Source organism: Kitasatospora sp. NPDC096077, from assembly GCF_040303245.1.
GTDB lineage: Bacteria > Actinomycetota > Actinomycetes > Streptomycetales > Streptomycetaceae > Kitasatospora.
The window spans coordinates 1-16,836 of record NZ_JBEOSV010000019.1; the positions used below are offsets into that span (position 1 = coordinate 1).

The following is a 16,836-nucleotide window of genomic DNA, read 5'->3' on the forward strand; positions in this document are numbered from 1 at the left end:
CCCGCCGACGGGCCGCCCCCACCCCCCCCGCGGCTCTTGGGGGCCCCCGGGGGCGGGGGGGGGGGTGTGGGGGGGGGGGGGGGGGGGGGGGGGGCGCGGGGGGGGGGGGGGGGTGGCGCCCCGACCGGGAGGGTCGGGGCGCCCTTACCGTACGCGGCGGTCGGCGGGAGCGTACGGGCCGGCTGCGGGACCGTACGGTCTGTCAGCGGGCCGGCTGCGGGCCGGTCAGCGAGCCGGTCGGCGCGAAACGGTCAGCGGGTCGGGCTGAGCCGCAGGGTGACCAGTTCGAACGGCCGCAGGGCCAGTCGGACCGCGCCATCCTCGACCGTCACCTCGCCGCGGGTGCCGTCCCAGGGCCGTTCCAGCAGGTCGCAGGGGACGGCACCGGCCAGCGGGAAGGAGGTGGTGAGCCGGCCCCGGACGCGGCCGCCGCCCGCCTCGTAGACCCGGACGACCAGGTCCCCGCTGCCGTCGTCGGCGAGCTTCACCGCGCTGACCACCAGGGCCTCGTGGTCCACCTCGACCAGCGGAGCGACGTGCTCGGCGCTGCCGGTGACCCGCCGCTCGGGCAGGCCGATCCGGTAGCCCTCGCGGACGGCGTCGCCGATCGCCGCGCCCGGGACCAGCGCGTGCCGGAACCGGTGCAGGCCCTGGTCGGTCTTCGGGTCGGGGAAGCGCGGGGCGCGCAGCAGGGAGAAGCGGACCGTGGTGGTGGTGCCGCCGTCGGCCGGGCGCACCGTACGGGTGACGTCGTGGCCGTAGGTGGAGGCGGTCACCAGGGCCACGCCCCAGCCCGGCTCCTCCAGGTGGACGAAGCGGTGGTTGCAGGCCTCGAACTTGGCCGCGTCCCAGCTGGTGTTGGTGTGGGTGGGGCGGTAGAGGTGGCCGAACTGGGTCTCGGCGGCGTAGCGCTCGGTGTGGACGTCCAGCGGGAACGCGGCCTTGAGGAACTTCTCGGTCTCGTGCCAGTCGACCTCGGTGTCGATGTCGAGGCGCTGTTCGCCCGCGCGCAGGGTGAGGGTCTGGACCACGGTGGAGGAGCCGAAGGAGCGGGCGATCCGCACCGAGGCCGTGCCGTCCCCGGCCGAGGCGGTGAGCGAGTCCACGCCGGTCAGGTCGGTGACGGTGTTGCGGTAGAACTGGTCCACGTCCCAGGCGTCCCACATGTTGGGGAAGTCGGGGTGCAGCTGGAGCAGGTTGGCGCGGCCGCCGGGGGCGACGGTCTCCCGGCCGCTGGACAGGTCGACGGCCGAGCCGATCAGCCCGTCGGCGTCGACCAGCACCCTCAACAGGCCGTTGTCCAGGGTGAACCCGCCGCCCTCCAGCGGGGTGGCCGTGCAGGCCGGACCGGCCGTGACGGCCGGCGCCGCGCCGCCCGCCGGGACGGCCGAACGGGTGTGCGGCGCCGCGTTGAACGTCAACTCCCGTCCGCCGTCCGGTGATCCGGCCAGTGCCTGCTGGGCGGCGGCGATCAGCCCGTCCAGCTCCCCGGCCAGCGCGGCGTAGGTGGCCTCGGCCTCGCGGTGCACCCAGGCGATCGAGGAGCCGGGCAGGATGTCGTGGAACTGGTGCAGCAGCACGGTCTTCCAGATCCGGTCCAGCTGCTCGTACGGGTACTCGGCGTCGGTGCGCAAGGAGGCGGTGGCGCACCAGAGTTCGGCCTCGCGCAGCAGGTTCTCGCTGCGCCGGTTGCCCTGCTTGGTCTTCGCCTGGCTGGTCAGGGTGGCCCGGTGCAGCTCCAGGTAGAGTTCGCCGACCCAGACCGGCGGGTTCGGGTACTCGGCCTCGGCCTTGGTGAAGAACTCGGCCGGGTCCTCCCAGCGGACGGTGGCCGCGCCCTCCAGGTTCCGCAGCCGGGCGGCCTTGCCGACCATCTCCCGGGTCGTGCCGCCGCCGCCGTCGCCCCAGCCGGTCGGGGCGAGCGAGTGCCGGGCCACCCCCTTGTCCTTGAAGTTCCGTGCGGCGTGGGCGATCTCGCTGCCCTTCATGGAGCAGTTGTAGGTGTCCACGGGCGGGAAGTGGGTGAAGATGCGGGTCCCGTCGATGCCCTCCCAGAGGAAGGTGTGGTGCGGGAACTTGTTGATCTGGCTCCAGGAGATCTTCTGGGTCAGCAGCCACTTGGAGCCGGCGTTGCGGATGATCTGCGGCAGGCCGCCGGTGAAGCCGAAGGTGTCGGGCAGCCAGGCCTCGTGGTTCTCGACCCCGAACTCCTCCAGGAAGAACCGCTTGCCGTGCACGAACTGCCGGGCCATCGCCTCCGAGCTCGGCATGTTGGTGTCGGACTCCACCCACATGCCGCCGGCCGGGATGAACCGGCCCGCGGCCACCGCCTTGCGCACCCGGGCGTACACCTCCGGGCGGTGCTCCTTGATCCAGGCGTACTGCTGCGCCTGGGACATGGTGTAGCGGAACTCCGGTTCGTCCTCCAGCAGGGCGGTCATGTTGGCCGTGGTGCGGGCGACCTTGCGGACCGTCTCGCGCAGCGGCCACAGCCAGGCGGAGTCGATGTGGGCGTGGCCGATGGCGCTGATCCGGTGCGCGGACGGTGCGGCGGGCGCGGACAGCACCGCGGTGAGTTCCGAACGGGCGGCCGCCGCCGTGCCGTTGACGTCCTGGAGGTCGATCGCGTCCAGGCAGCGTTCGACCGCGCGCAGGATCTCCCAGCGGCGGGCGCCGTCCACCGGCAGCTCGGCCATCAGCTCGCCGAGCACCTCCAGGTCCAGCGACAGCTGCCAGACGGTGTCGTCGAAGACCGCGAGGTCCATCCGGGCCAGCTTGTACTGCGGCTGGTCGCCGGCCGTCTCCTTGTCGCCCAACTCGGTGGGCAGGAAGGGGTGGTAGTCCAGGATGACCGGGTTGGCGGCGGCCTCGACGTGCAGCAGCACCTGCTCGCCGCCGGCCGCCGGGGCGGCGATCCGCACCCACTGGTTGCGCGGGTTGAGGCCCTTCACCGGGCTGCCGTCCGGGCGGTAGACCAGGCCCTCGCACTGGAAGCCGGGCATGTTGGCGTCGAAGCCGAGGTCGATCAGCGCCTCGACCGTCCGACCGGCCCAGGCCTCGGGCACGGTGCCGGAGACGGTCAGCCAACTGGTGCCCCAGGGCGCGCCCCAGGCGTCGCCGACCGCGATCGGGGTGCGCGGCGCGGCCAGGCCCTCGGCGACCGGGACGGGCTCGCCGGGGGCGGTCCAGATGCCGACCTCCAGCGGGACGGACTCGGGGTGGACGGCGGGGAGGATGCGCTCCTCCAGGACGCGCTTGAGACGGGACTCGACGAGGGTGCGGTCATCGTGCATGTCGGCAGGCTCCGTTGCGTGCTTCGGGACGGTTACAGAGAACGTACGTCGGAGGGGTGGACCAGCTCGGTGATGCCGCGCGCGGCCAGGTGCGCCTGGTCGTCGGCGCGTTCGGCGAGCACGGCGGTCGGCCGGGCGCCGGCCTCGGCGAGGCGCATGAAGGCCTCGTACACCGGGCCGCCGGGCCCGCAGACCGCGCGCCGCGGGGAGGTGACCTCGTCGCCGGTGGCGACCACCACCGCGGTGCGGCGCGGCTCGGGCGGGCGCCAGTCGCGCCGGACCGCGGCGGCGGCCTCGGCCAGCCGGGCGCCGGCCGGTTTCACCCTCCGGTCGGTGGTCAACAGGCCGAGGCTGTACTCCAGTTCGGGGAAGTCGGCGAGCGAGCGGTCCACGTCGTGGGAGCACCACCAGGTGACCCCCCACAGCTCCGGGCAGTCCAGCACGGCCTCGACGGTGGCGCCGGTGAACCGGGCGGCGTCCTCGGCGGTGATGTGCGGGGCGGGCGCGCCGACCTCCTGCAGCCAGACCGGGCGGGCCGGGTCGTCCGCCCAGGCCTTGGACAGCTCGACCAGGTAGGCGGCGTGCTGGGCGGTGGCGGTGGAGTGGGCGCCGTAGCGTTGGGCGGTGCCGTTGAACACCCATGAGTGCACGGCGGTGGCGCCGCCCAGACGGGCCGAGTGCCAGGGGGTGAAGGGGTGTTCGTCCAGGTACCAGGCCGCGTCGTAGGAGGCGTGCAGGTGCAGCCGGCCGGGTGCGCCCTGCTCGCAGGCGGCGAGCATCCGGCGCAGCCAGGCCTCCGCCTCGGCGGGGGTGGCCCGGTCCGGGTCGGGGTGCGGGGCTCCGGAGAACTGGTTGATCTCGTTGCCGAGGGTCATCCCGAGGAAGTTCGGCCGCTCGGTCAGCGCCCCGGCCAGGGTGCGCAGGTAGGCGGCCTGGCCGTCGAGGACCTCGGGGTCGGTGAACAGGTTGCGCCGGTGCCAGGTTTGGGTCCAGGACGGCAGGAAGTCGAAGCTGGACAGATGGCCCTGGAGGCCGTCCACCGCGACGTCCAGGCCGCGTTCGCCGGCCACGTCCACCAGGGCCGTCAGCTGGTCGACGGCGCGCGGGCGGATCAGGGTGCGGTTGGGCTGGAACAGCGGCCAGAGCGGGAAGACCCGGACGTGGTCCAGACCGAGGGCGGCGATGGAGTCGAAGTCGGCGCGCACGGCGTCGAGGTCGAAGTCGAGCCAGTGGTGGAACCAGCCTGCGCTGGGGGTGTAGTTGACGCCGAAGCGCGGCGCCTGCGGGGTGGTGGGCACGGGGGCGGTCACAGATGGCGTCCTCAACTGTGGTGGGGCGTACGGGATGTGGGGTCTGGACGGACAGGCCCTAGCCCTTGACGGCTCCCTCCTCGACGCCCTTGAAGAAGAAGCGCTGGCAGACGGCGAACACCACGACGATCGGCAGGAACGCGATCATGGTGCCGGCCGCGATCAGCCGGGGGTTGGCGGAGAAGGTGCCGTTGAGGTACTGGAGCCCGACGGTCAGGGTGTACTTCTGCGGGTCGTTGAGCACGATCAGCGGCCAGAGGAAGTCGTCCCAGGCGCCGATGAAGGTGAAGATGACGATCACGCTGAGCATGCCGCGCACGTTCGGCAGGCCGATGTGCCACAGCCGCTGCCAGACGTTGGCGCCGTCCACCAGTGCGGCCTGGTCGAGTTCGACCGGGACGGCGGCGAAGGCGGTGCGCATCAGCAGCACGTTGAGCATCGCGATCGCCCCGGGCAGGGCGACGCCGAGCAGGTTGTCGGCCAGGCCGAGGCCGCGCACCAGCACGTACTGGGAGACGATGGTGACCTCGCCGGGCAGCACCAGCGTCGCCAGGAAGAGGCCGAGCACCAGCCGGGCGCCGCGGAAGCGCAGCCGGGCGAGGGCGTAGCCGGCCAGGGTGCAGCCGACCACGTTGCCGGCGATGCAGACGGCGGCGACGATCACCGAGTTGAGGGCGTACGTCCACACCGGGATGGTCTCGGCGACCTTGCCGAAGTTGCCGAGGGTGGGCTGCGTGGGCAGGAAGGCCGGGGTACGGGTGTAGACGTCCTCGGCGGGGCCCTTGAGGGAGGTGGAGAGCTGCCACAGGAACGGGCCGATCACCAGGAGCAGGACGAGCAGCAGGATCAGGTAGCGGGCGGTGGTCTGCGCCCGGGACGGGGTGTTGAAGCCGCGGGAGGGGGAGTTGAGGCTGCGGGTGGTGGTGTCGGAGCCGCGGGCGGGCTTGCTGCGGAGGGTGGTCACGGGGTCAGGCCGCCTTCCGGTTCAGCCGCATCAGGAACAGCATCGGGCCGAGGGTGATGACGAACAGCAGCAGGCTGAGCGCCGAGGCGTAGCCCAGGTGGCCGTTGAAGCCGCGGCTGTACATCTGGATCAGCATCACCACCGACATGTCGCGGCCGCCGGGGCCGCCCTGCCCGTTGGAGAGCACGTACAGCTCGGAGAAGACGCGCAGCGAACTCACCGAGATGAGCGCGGAGATCAGCACCATGGTGGGGCGTACCCCGGGCAGGGTGACGTGCCAGAAGCGGCGCAGCGGGCTGGCGCCGTCCACGGCCGCCGCCTCGTGCAGCTCGTGCGGGACGTTGGCGAGGGCGGACAGGTAGATCACCATGTAGTAGCCGAGGCCCTTCCAGACGGTCAGGGCGATCGCGCTGAACAGCAGCAGCCAGCGGTCGGTGAGGAAGGGGACCGGGGAGTCGGCCAGTCCGGTCTGCCGGAGCAGGCCGTTGGCCAGGCCGCGGTCGTCCAGCACCCAGCCCCAGATCAGCGCCACCACGACGGCGGAGGCGATCACCGGGGTGTAGAAGGCGGTGCGGAAGAAGGTGATGCCGGGGATGCGGCGCTGGACCAGCAGGGCGAGCAGCAGCGGCAGGAAGGTCAGCAGCGGGAGGCAGACCAGCATGAAGACGATGCTGTTGAGCAGGGCGTCGGCGAGCTGGGCGTCGTCGAGCAGGCGGCCGTAGTTCTCCAGGCCGGTGAAGTGGCCGCCGCCGATGGGCTTGGCGTTGGTGAAGGAGAGGATCACCGTGTTGACGGCCGGCCAGAGGTTGAAGACGGCCAGCCAGAGTATCGCGGGGCCGGCGAGCAGCCAGGGGGTGAACCAGCGCCGGTGGGTCATGCGGGTGCCTTCCTGGGGCTGGGCCCTCCGGGGGCCTGGGGGTGTGCGCCGTACTCCGGTGGGCGGCGGGTGGGGGCCCGCCGCCCTACCGGTACGGGGTGGTGAGGGTTCTCGTGAGGACAGGTGCGGGTGTAGGTGTACGTGTAGGTGCGGGTGCGTGGGTCAGCCCTTGAGTAGCTTGTCGCACTGCTCGACGGCGGTGTCCAGGGCCTGCTTGGAGCTGGTCTGGCCGCTGATGGCGAGGGCGAACTGCTGCTTGACGACGGTGCCCATCGCGTCGTCCACCTCGACCGGCTGGATCAGCTTGGCCTTGGCGAGCGAGGTGAACGCGGTCACCTTGGCGTCGCCCGCGTTGGTGCCGTCGCTCTTGCTGAAGAACGGGTCGTTCGCGGAGGCCTTGGTGGAGGGGAAGACGCTGGTCAGATGGGCGAAGGCGGCCTGGTTCTCGGGGCTGGTGACCCAGCGGGCGAGGGCGACGGCGGCGGCCGGGTTCTTGGTGTTCTTGGGGATGGACAGGCCCTGGACGTACAGCGGCGGAGTGTCCATGGCGGGGGAGGAGACGACCTTCGGCGCCAGGGTGGGGTTGTCGGTGGCGAGACTGGTGATGAAGTTGCCGCCGCCGGTGGTCCAGGCCGCGGTGCCGGCGCTGAACAGCTTGGAGTTGCCGGCGTAGGTGTCGGTGAGCACCCCGTTCGGCATCAGCCCCTCCTTGAAGGCGTCGCGGTACTTGTCGAGCAGCGCGGCGGCCTCGGGGGTGTTGAAGGTGAAGGACTTGCCGTCGTCGGCCATGATCTTCACGCCGATGTTGTAGAGGTCGCCGAGGCCGGGCTTGCGGCTCATCAGATAGGTCTGGCCGCCGGACTTCTCCTTCATCACCCGGGCCTGGGCGATCAGCTCGTCCAGGCTGGCCGGGGGCTTGGCCGGGTTCAGGCCGTTCTTCGTGAGGAGGTCGGAACTCCAGTAGTTCACATCGGTGTTGAGGTACCACGGGTAGCCGAAGGTGCCCTGGTAGCCGTGGTAGCGGTAGGCCTCGACGCCGCCGGCCACGTACTCGTCGGCGAGCTTGGGGTCGGCCTTGGCCACGTCCAGCAGGACGTCCTTCTTGGCGAGCGGGAAGGCGAAGTCCGGCGGGAGGTTGACCACGTCGGGCAGGGTGCCGGCGGCGGCCTGGCTGAGCACCTTGTCGGAGTAGCCCTCGCCGGGCTGGTCCAGCCAGTCCACCTCGACGCCGGGGTACTTCTTCTTGAAGCCGTCGATCACGCCCTGCATGTAGTCGGTGAACTTCGGCTTCAGTGACCAGGTCTGGATCGAGACCTTGCCCTTGACCTCACCGGTGGCGGCCGCACTCGCCACGCTGTCGCTGTTCTTGGTGTCGCCGGAGCCGAGTCCGCAGCCGGTGAGGGCCGCCGCGGTGAGGGCCGTGGTGGTCACTGCCGCCCAGATTCTTCGCATGAGGGTCTCCCGGTCCTGGGGGTGGGTGGGGGATCGCGCGCACGTCGGGGTGGTGTCGGGTTTCGGGGCGGGATCCGCGGTCAAAACTCGATCTACTAAACCGGTCTAGCTCTGGCAGGGACTATGCTCCCGCCTAAACTGGGATGTCAAGAGAGGAGCGCGTTCGTGGGTAGACCGACGATCGCCGACATCGCGCGCCAAGCCGGTGTGTCCAAGGGCGCGGTGTCCTTCGCGCTCAACGGCCGCCCGGGCGTCAGCGAGGCGACCCGGGACCGGATCCTGCGGGTCGCCGAGGAGATGAACTGGCGCCCGCACAGCGCCGCGCGCGCCCTCGGCGGCGCCCGGGCCGACGCCGTCGGCCTGGTGATCGCCCGCCCGGCCCGCACCATCGGCGTCGAGCCCTTCTTCAGCCAACTGCTCTCCGGCCTCCAGGCCGTGCTCTCCGCCAGCTCGGTCGCCCTGCACCTGATGGTGGTCGAGGACACCGCCGCCGAGACCGAGGTCTACCGGCGCTGGGCCTCCGAGCACCGGGTGGACGGCTTCATCGTGGTCGACCTCCAGGTCAAGGACCCGCGACTGCCCGTGCTGGACGGGCTCGGGCTGCCCGCCGTCGTGCTCGGCGGCCCCGGCAAGGGCGGCAACCAGCTGCGGATCTGGGCCGACGACCGGGAGGCGATGCTCTCCATCGTCGACTACCTGGCCGCCATCGGGCACCGCCGGATCGCCCACCTCGCCGGGCTGCCGCACTTCCAGCACACCCAGCGCCGGATCCGCGCGCTGCGCGACGCCGCGCGCCGGCTCGGGCTGGAGGAGGCCGTGTCGGTGCCCACCGACTTCAGCGACGCCGAGGGCGCGGCCGCCACCCGGACGCTGCTCTCCCGGCGCGGCCGGCCCACCGCGATCGTCTACGACAGCGACGTGATGGCGGTGGCCGGGCTCGGTGTGGCGGGGGAGATGGGCGTGGCGGTGCCCGGCGAGCTGTCCATCGTCTCCTTCGACGACTCGGTGCTCGCCCGGATCGTCCACCCGCCGCTCACCGCGCTCAGCCGGGACACCTTCGCGCTCGGCGAGCAGGTCGCCCGCAGCCTGCTGGCCGAGCTGGACGACGCCGGGCCCGGGCGGGACCTGCAGATGCCGACGCCGCGGCTGACCGTGCGGGAGTCCACCTCGCCGCCGGGGGGCGGGCCGGCCGGGGCAGGGTCCCCCGCCGGGGTGGTTGCTGCGCGGATCGTTGACAGCGGTTCTGAACCGGTTTAGCCTCGCTGCGCCGAGTGGGGCCCGGGCCGGGCGCGCACTGCGGCCCCGGCCGCCCGCTCGTTGCGTCCCCCGTCGATCCGTCCCTCGTCGATCCGTCGATCCGTCGATCCGTCCATTCGTACCGGCACGCCCGCATGCAGCCGGGCCCCCGTCCGTGACGGCGGGCCCGCCCCCACCCACTCCGCTCGATCGGAGCCACCGCATGTCACGACGCCTCCCCCTGCTGCTCAGCGCCGCGCTCGCGACGGCCGCGCTGGGCGTCCTGCCCCCGCCCGGCGCCGCCGCCACCCCCTCGACCACCCCTGCGGGCACGGCCGTTCCGGCCGCCTCGGGCACCGGAAGCCAGCCGTACGCCTCGTACTGGTACCCCAGCACGATCCTCAACTGGGACCCGGCCACCGATCCGGACGCCCGGTTCAACCGCTCCCGCGTCCCGCTCCAGCCCCGCACCAGCGATCCGGCCCTGGCCGCCAACCCCAACGCCCGGGCGGGCGAAGGGAAGATCGCCTCGCTGGTCTCCTTCGGCCCCACCTCCAACAACCCCTCCCAGGGCTCCGCCGATCCCAACTACTACGCCTTCGGCTACTGGCAGTACGTCGACAAGCTGGTGTTCTGGGGCGGCTCGGCGGGCGAGGGGCTGATCCTGGCACCGAACCCCACCGTGATCGACGCCGCCCACCGCAACGGCGTCAAGGTCTACGGGACGGTCTTCTTCCCGCCCGCCGCGTACGGCGGCCAACTCCAGTGGGTGCGGGACTTCACCCAGAAGTCCGGCGACCGCTACCCCGTCGCGGACAAGCTGGCCCAGGCCGCGCAGTACTACGGCTTCGACGGCTGGTTCATCAACCAGGAGACCGGGGGCGGCGATTCGGCCCTGGCCACCGACCTGCGCAAGCTGATGCAGTACACCAAGGCGCAGAGCGGCACCGAGTTCATGTGGTACGACGCGATGACCACCTCGGGCGCGGTGGACTGGCAGAACGCCCTGACCTCGGCCAACTCGCCCTTCCTCCAGGACGGTTCGAAGCGCACCGCCGACTCGATGTTCCTGAACTTCGGCTGGACGCCCGACGGCCTCAACTCCTCCCGCACCCTGGCCCGCCAACTCGGCCGCAGTGAGTACGAGTTGTACTCCGGCATCGACACCGAGGCGAACGGCTACAACACCTCGGTCGACTGGAACACCCTCTTCCCGCCCGGGCAGCCGCACACCACCTCGCTCGGCCTCTACCGCCCGGAGTGGACCTGGAAGTCCGCCACCGACCGGGCCGACTTCTACGCCAAGGACGCCCGGTACTGGGTCGGCGCCAACAACGACCCCTCCAACCTCGACCTCTCCGCCGGCTGGCCCGGACTGGCCGGGTACGTCGCCGAGTCCTCGCCGATCACCGCCAAGCCCTTCGTCAGCAACTTCGACACCGGCCAGGGCGACTTCTACAACGCGGCCGGCACCCGGGTCGCCACCGGCGGCTGGAACAACCTCTCGCTGCAGGACGTCCCGCCGACCTACCGCTGGGTGGTCGACTCCGCGGGCAGCAGGCTCACCCCGTCCGTCGACTTCACCGACGCCTACCAGGGCGGCTCCTCGCTGCGGCTCACCGGCACCCTGGACGCGACCAACACCGTGCGGCTCTACCAGACCAGCCTGCCGGTCGCCGCGAACACCAAGCTGGACCTGGTGGTCAAGACCCCGGCCGCCGGCCCGACCAGACTCAAAGCCGCCGTTTCCTTCACCGACTCCCCGGGCAGCTTCAGCACCGTGGACGTCGGGGACAACGACGGAACGGGCTGGGAGCGGCACACCCTCGACCTCTCCGGGTTCGCGGGGCGGACGATCTCCCAGCTCGCGCTGCAGGTCGACGGCTCCTCCGGAACGGTGCCCTCCTACGACCTGCGGGTCGGCCAAGTCGCGCTCTACGACGGCTCGGTGGAGACCCCGGCCGCGCCGAGCGGGCTGACCGTCCTGGGCGCCGGCGACCTCACGCCGGGCAGCAGCCAGTCGCTGCGGCTCTCCTGGACGGCCGCCCCCGGTGGCAACGTCCACCACTACGAGGTGTACCGGCGCAACCCGGACGGCAGCCGGACCTTCCTGGGGGCCACGCCCAACGACGCCTACTTCGTCGGGCGGCTCGACCGGGTCGGCACCGAAACCGCCACCACCCTGGACGTCGAGGCGGTGTCCACCACCTACGGGCGCTCCGATGTCGCCTCCACGGCGGTGAGTTGGAACGGCACCCCGCCGTCGGCCTCGACCGACCTGGCGCTCAACCGCCCGGCCACCGCCTCCGGCCAGTGCAACGCGAACGAAGGGCCCGCCAAGGCCGTCAACGGCAGTGTCAGCGGCGGGAACAGCGACAAGTGGTGCACCCTGACCGCCGCCAAGTGGCTTGAGGTGGACCTGGGTTCGGCGAAGAAGCTGGACCGCTTCGTGGTCAAGCACGCCCAGGCGGGCGGCGAGAGCGCCGCCCTCAACACCCGGGACTTCTCGATCCAGGTCCGCTCGAAGAGCACCGACCCGTGGACGACGGTCGCGAACGTGACCGGCAACACGGCGGGGGTGACCAGCCACCCGGTGGACACCACCGCCCGCTACGTCCGGCTGGTCGTCACCAAGCCCACCCAGAACACCGATCCGGCCGCCCGCATCTACGAGTTCGAGGCCTGGGGCCGGTAGGCCCCCGTACCGAGAGGACCAACCCCGTGCCGGTCAGCACCATCAGCGCCGTGGAGAGCACCGACCTGTTCATCGGACCCGAGGACGCCCCGCGCCAGCTGCTGCGGGTGACGGTCGAGGGCCCGGCGGCCCGGATCACCGTCCGTGGTCCCGGAGTCCGTGGCGAGGCGACCGGCACGGGACTGGTCGAAGTCCCCCTGGAGATCACCGGAGCGGCCGTCGGCGACCGGCTGCCGGTCACCGTACGGGTGGAGGGGAGCGAGGCCGAGGGGGTGGTGGAGGTCGCGGAGCCCGGCTGGACCATGTTCCTGGTCTCCCACTTCCACTACGACCCGGTCTGGTGGAACACCCAGGCCGCCTACACCTCCCCGTGGGAACTGCTCTCCGCCGACGCGACCACCCGCCCGCTCTGGGAACGCAACGGCTTCGCCCTGGTCGACGCCCACCTCGACCTCGCCCTGCGCGACCCGGTGTACAAGTTCGTGCTCGCCGAAGTCGACTACCTGAAGCCGTACTTCGACCAGCACCCGGAGCGGCGCGCGGTGCTCCGGACCCTGCTGGAGCGCGGGCAGGTCGAACTCGTCGGCGGCACCTACAACGAGCCCAACACCAACCTGACCGGCGCCGAGACGACCATCCGCAACATCGTCTACGGCATCGGCTACCAGCGCGACATCCTCGGCGGCGACCCGCAGACCGCCTGGCAGCTCGACGTGTTCGGGCACGACCCGCAGTTCCCCGGCCACCTCGCCGCGGCCGGCCTCACCGGCAGCGCCTGGGCCCGCGGGCCGTTCCACCAGTGGGGCCCGATCCAGAAGAACTTCCGCCAGGGCAAGGACGACGCCCGGGTGATGCAGTTCCCCAGCGAGTTCGAGTGGATCGCGCCCGGCGGCGACGGGGTGCTCACCCACTACATGCCGCACCACTACTCGGCGGGCTGGTGGATGGACTCCTCGCCCGACCTGGCCGCCGCCGAGCGGGCCGTGTACGAGCTGTACCGGAAGCTCAAGCCGGTCGGCGCGACGAAGAACCTGCTGCTGCCGGTGGGGACGGACTACACCCCGCCGAACAAGTGGGTCACCGAGATCCACCGCTCCTGGGGCGCCAAGTACCTCTGGCCGCGGTTCGTCTGCGCCACCCCGCGCGAGTTCCTGGACGCCGTCCGGGCCGAACTCGCCGTCACCGGGGGTCGGTTGAGTCCGCAGACCCGCGACATGAACCCGGTGTACACCGGCAAGGACGTCTCGTACATCGACACCAAGCAGGCCCAACGGGCGGGCGAGGTCGCTGCCGTGGACGCCGAGAAGCTCGCCGTGCTGGCGACGGTGAACGGACTCGGGAGCTACCCGACGGCCGCGCTCGACAAGGTGTGGCGCCAACTCGCCTACGGGGCGCACCACGACGCGATCACCGGCTCGGAGTCGGACCAGGTGTACCTGGACCTGCTGGGCGGTTGGCGCGAGGCGTACGACCTGGCCTCGGCCGTCCGGGACGCGGCGCTGGACGCGCTGGCGGCGCGGATCTCCACGGTGGGGGTCTCGACGGTGGGGGTCTCGACGGCGGAGGTCTCGACGGCGGGGCACGGTTCGGCGTCCTCGGGCCCGGTGGTGGTGGTGACCAACACGCTGTCCTTCGACCGGACGGACCTGGTGTCGGTCGAACTCCCGGACGGCGTACGGTCGGTGCGAGTGCTGAACGAGGCGGGCGCGCCGGTTCCGAGCGCCGTCGACCGGGGGGTGCTGCGGTTCCTGGCGGCGGACGTGCCCGCGCTCGGCTGGCGCACCTGGCGGCTGGTGGCGGGCGAACCCGAGCCCCTGTGGTCGGCCGCGGAGGGCTGCACGATCGAGGGCGGACGCCACCGGGTGACGGCCGACCCGGCGCGTGGCGGCGGGCTGTCCTCGGTCCACGACCTGCTGCACGAGCGGGAGTTGATCCAGGACGGCCGGATCGGCAACGAGCTGCGGGTGTACCAGGAGTACCCCCAGCACCCCGACTTCGGCGAGGGCCCGTGGCACCTGGTGCCGAGCGGGCCGGTGGTCGGCTCCGGGGACACCACGGCCTCGGTACGGCGGGAGACCGGACCGCTCGGCGAGCGGCTGGTGATCGGCGGGACGGTCGACGGCGTCCGGTACGAACAGACCGTGACGCTCTGGCACGGCCTGGACCGCGTCGACTGCCGGACCAGGGTGCTCGACTACTCCGGCGCCGACCGGCTGCTGCGGCTGCGCTTCCCGGTGGACGTCCCCGGCGGGCTGCCGGTCAGCGAGGTCGCGGGCGCGGTCATCGGGCGCGGCTTCGCGCTGCCGGACGTGGACTCGGCGGAGGCCCCGTGGACCCTGGACAACCCGGCCAACACCTGGTTCGGCGTCGGCGCCACGGCGCGGGCGGTGCTGACCTCCGCCGCGGGCGAGGTCACCGGCGTGCGGGCGCTCGGCGTCGCCGAGGTGGTGGTGCCGACGCTGGACGACGCCGCCGACACCCGGCCGCTGGTGGTCGCCCTGGCCCGGGTCGGGGTCACCGCCACCACCTCGGGTGCGGACTGGGCGCGTTACGGCTGGCTGGACGTGGACTCCAACCTGCCGGACTTCCGGATCGTCGTCGGCGGCCCGGACGTCAACGACGCGGCACGGGAACTGCTCGACCGGGCGGGTGAGGACTACGCGGCGGTGCTGAAGGCGCACGGCGCGGTGTGGGTGCCGGCGCTGACCCCGCTCGCCGAGGTGTGGCGGCCGGACGCCGACCTGCGAGACCTGCGCGCGCTGCCCGCCCTGGTGGTCTCCGACGTCGAGGCGCTGGTCGAGGACCTCGCGGACGCCCGGATCACCGCCGTCTGCCCGGTGCCGGTGGACGATCAACTGGTCGACCACACCGTGGCGTTGCTCACCTTCGGGCTGCCCGGCTTCGCGGTGGACGCGACCGGCGCGCTGCACCTGTCGCTGATGCGCTCCTGCACCGGATGGCCGTCCGGGGTCTGGATCGACCCGCCCCGGCGCACCCTGCCGGACGGAGCCTCCTTCCAACTCCAGCACTGGACCCATGAGTTCGGCTATGCGCTGGTCGGCGGCGACGGCGACTGGCGGACCCAGACCCTGCCCGCGCAGGGGCAGGAGTTCAACCACCCGCTGTACACGCGGATCGTGGCCGCCCAGGACGGCCCGCTGCCCGGCACCCTGTCCTGGCTGCGGGTCGAACCGCAGCGGGAGGTGCTGCTCGGCGCGCTCAAGCCCGCCGGGAACCCGATCGCCCACGGTTCGGCGCAGCCGGCGGGCGACGAGCTCACCGTCCGGCTGGTGGAGTCGACCGGCCTCGGACGGACGGCACGGCTCGGCGGTGCGCTCGGGCTGGACGCCGTACGGCCCGCCGACCTGCTGGAGCGGCCGCTCGGCGGGCCGGCCGACGCCCTGGACCTCGCCGGTTCGCAGATCGCCACCCTGCTCGCGGTCCCCGGGGTGACGGCGGGCCCGGGGGACCGCCGGGTGCTCGGCCCGGTCGCCGAACCCGCCCAGCCCGTCCACGCCCGCTACTGGCTGCACAACCGGGGCCCGGCCCCGCTCGGCTACCTGCCGGTGTCGGTCGGCGCCTCGCCCGGGCTGCTGCGGACGGCGGGGGAGGCGGTGACGCTGTCGGTCGCCCTGTCCTCGCAGCTGCGCGACGCGGCGGTGGAGGGCACGGCCGTGGTGCTGGCACCGGAGGGCTGGGCGGCCGGCCCGGGCAGCCGCCCGTACCGGCTGGCGCCCGACGGGCACGCGCGCTTCCCGGTCACCCTGACCCCGCCGGCCGACGTCGAACCGGGGCTGTACTTCGCGGCCGTCCGGATCGAGCACGACGGCCAGCAGATCGAGGACGTGGTGACCATCGCCGTCGGCGACCTGCCGGAGCTGCTGCCCGTCCCCGGCGACGCGCCCCAGGACTGGTCGGTCACCCAGGGCACCAAGGCCACGACCGGCCGGGACACCGGGCTCTCCGTCGAGGTGTCCGCCGAGACCCTGCGCGTCGCCCCCGGTGGCCGCACGAGCCTGGGGCTCACCCTCACCAACCGGACCCGGGGCGAGATCCGGGGGGAGCTCCAGCTGGTCTCCCCGTGGGGGACCTGGGAGGCGATCGCCGATCCCGTCCGGGGCTTCACCGTCCCGAGGGAGTCCTCGGCGACTGTTGACTTCGCCGTCACCGTGCCCGAGTCGGTCGACCCGGGCTCGTACTGGGCGTTGGCCAAGGTGATGTGGTTCGGCCGCTGCCAGTACGCGCCCACGGTGGCCCTGGTGGTGGAGGCATGACCCTCGGCCTGCTCGACGGACGGCCGCTCCCGCGCGCGGCGCTCGACGCGCGGCTCACCGCCCTGCGGACCGGGCCGCGCGACACCGCCCTTCCCCAGCCCGGCAGTTCGGAGGACCGGCAGCTCACCCGGTGGGTCGCCCAGGTGCTGTTGACCGAGGCCCTGTGCGAGACGGTCGCCGCCGAGCGCGGTCTGACCGTCGACTCCGTCGGGCCCGCCCGGCTCGACCAGCAGGCCGCCGTCGAACTCGGCTCCATCACCGCCGCCGCGTACGAGGGCAGCGCGGCCGTCCGGGCGGTGTACGAGTCCGTGACCGCCTCGGTCGAGCCCGCCCCGACCGACCTCGCCCACTACCGCACCCTGACCGCCCGCCCACCGGCCACCCGCTGGCACCTCGCCCTCCCCGACGGCTGCCTGGAGGCCGACCCCGACACCCTCCCGACGGCCCTCGCCGAAGCCCTCCGGGGCGCCGCCCCCGGTGAGTGGGTCACCGTCGGTCCTTGGAAGGCCGCCCTGCTCGCCACCCTCACCATCCCCCGCAACCCCGACCCCGCGCCCACCCTCCGCGAAGCCGCCCGTCGGGCGGAGTTCGTCCGCTGGCTCGACCACGAGCGCGCCCAACGCCTCACCCTGGTCGAGGGATTGGAGCACCCCGGCGACCCGGCCCAGCCTGACAACCACCACCGGCACTGAGAGAAGCCGGTCAGGCCCGCCGCGCTCGCCCCGAGCTCGGCGG

9 protein-coding genes are annotated in these 16,836 nt (G+C 72.7%); 4 read left to right on the forward strand and 5 right to left on the reverse strand.

The annotated features are described in order from the left end of the window. Positions 1-251: 251 nt before the first annotated feature. From ABTZ03_RS18325 to ABTZ03_RS18345, 5 genes are all read right to left on the reverse strand, one after another. Positions 252-3,293 (reverse strand): alpha-mannosidase, encoded by a 3,042-nt coding sequence (locus ABTZ03_RS18325; protein ID WP_350514016.1) that lies wholly within the window; start codon positions 3,291-3,293, stop codon positions 252-254. Positions 3,294-3,325: 32 nt separating this feature from the next. After that, a complete protein-coding gene (locus ABTZ03_RS18330) occupies positions 3,326-4,603 on the reverse strand; it encodes a glycoside hydrolase 5 family protein (protein WP_502894505.1) in 1,278 nt (425 codons plus the stop codon). A gap of 58 nt (positions 4,604-4,661) precedes the next feature. Further along, the gene (locus tag ABTZ03_RS18335; protein WP_350514017.1) at positions 4,662-5,567 is read right to left on the reverse strand and encodes a carbohydrate ABC transporter permease; all 906 of its coding nucleotides are present in this window, start codon (positions 5,565-5,567) and stop codon (positions 4,662-4,664) included. Positions 5,568-5,571: 4 nt separating this feature from the next. After that, on the reverse strand, positions 5,572-6,444 hold the full coding sequence (locus ABTZ03_RS18340; RefSeq protein WP_350514018.1) for a carbohydrate ABC transporter permease: 873 nt from the start codon (positions 6,442-6,444) through the stop codon (positions 5,572-5,574). A gap of 162 nt (positions 6,445-6,606) precedes the next feature. Further along, positions 6,607-7,896: an ABC transporter substrate-binding protein gene (locus ABTZ03_RS18345; protein ID WP_350514019.1), complete on the reverse strand. Its 1,290-nt coding sequence runs from the start codon at positions 7,894-7,896 to the stop codon at positions 6,607-6,609. 165 nt (positions 7,897-8,061) lie between these two features. On the opposite strand from ABTZ03_RS18345, the gene ABTZ03_RS18350 reads away from it, so the two are divergent. The 4 genes from ABTZ03_RS18350 to ABTZ03_RS18365 all read left to right on the forward strand — a co-directional run bounded on the left by ABTZ03_RS18350 (position 8,062) and on the right by ABTZ03_RS18365 (position 16,793). Continuing rightward, positions 8,062-9,153, forward strand: a complete 1,092-nt coding sequence (locus ABTZ03_RS18350) for a LacI family DNA-binding transcriptional regulator (RefSeq protein WP_350514020.1) — start codon at positions 8,062-8,064, stop codon at positions 9,151-9,153. Positions 9,154-9,355: 202 nt separating this feature from the next. Next, positions 9,356-11,827 carry an endo-beta-N-acetylglucosaminidase gene (locus tag ABTZ03_RS18355; protein ID WP_350514021.1) on the forward strand — a complete coding sequence of 824 codons (2,472 nt, stop codon included), beginning with the start codon at positions 9,356-9,358 and terminating at the stop codon, positions 11,825-11,827. Positions 11,828-11,853: 26 nt separating this feature from the next. Next, the gene (locus ABTZ03_RS18360) at positions 11,854-16,101 is read left to right on the forward strand and encodes a glycoside hydrolase family 38 N-terminal domain-containing protein (RefSeq protein WP_350514022.1); all 4,248 of its coding nucleotides are present in this window, start codon (positions 11,854-11,856) and stop codon (positions 16,099-16,101) included. Continuing rightward, positions 16,098-16,793: a DUF7158 domain-containing protein gene (locus ABTZ03_RS18365; protein ID WP_350514023.1), complete on the forward strand. Its 696-nt coding sequence runs from the start codon at positions 16,098-16,100 to the stop codon at positions 16,791-16,793. Before ABTZ03_RS18360 ends, ABTZ03_RS18365 begins: the two co-directional genes overlap by 4 nt. Positions 16,794-16,836: the final 43 nt, after the last annotated feature.

Excerpts from the sequence above, each read along its gene's own strand:
- ABTZ03_RS18325 (WP_350514016.1), bottom strand. The coding sequence starts at position 3,293 with ATGCACGATGACCGCACCCTCGTCGAGTCCCGTCTCAAGCGCGTCCTG.
- ABTZ03_RS18340 (WP_350514018.1), bottom strand. The coding sequence starts at position 6,444 with ATGACCCACCGGCGCTGGTTCACCCCCTGGCTGCTCGCCGGCCCCGCG.
- ABTZ03_RS18345 (WP_350514019.1), bottom strand. The coding sequence starts at position 7,896 with ATGCGAAGAATCTGGGCGGCAGTGACCACCACGGCCCTCACCGCGGCG.
- ABTZ03_RS18355 (WP_350514021.1), top strand. The coding sequence starts at position 9,356 with ATGTCACGACGCCTCCCCCTGCTGCTCAGCGCCGCGCTCGCGACGGCC.
- ABTZ03_RS18365 (WP_350514023.1), top strand. The coding sequence starts at position 16,098 with ATGACCCTCGGCCTGCTCGACGGACGGCCGCTCCCGCGCGCGGCGCTC.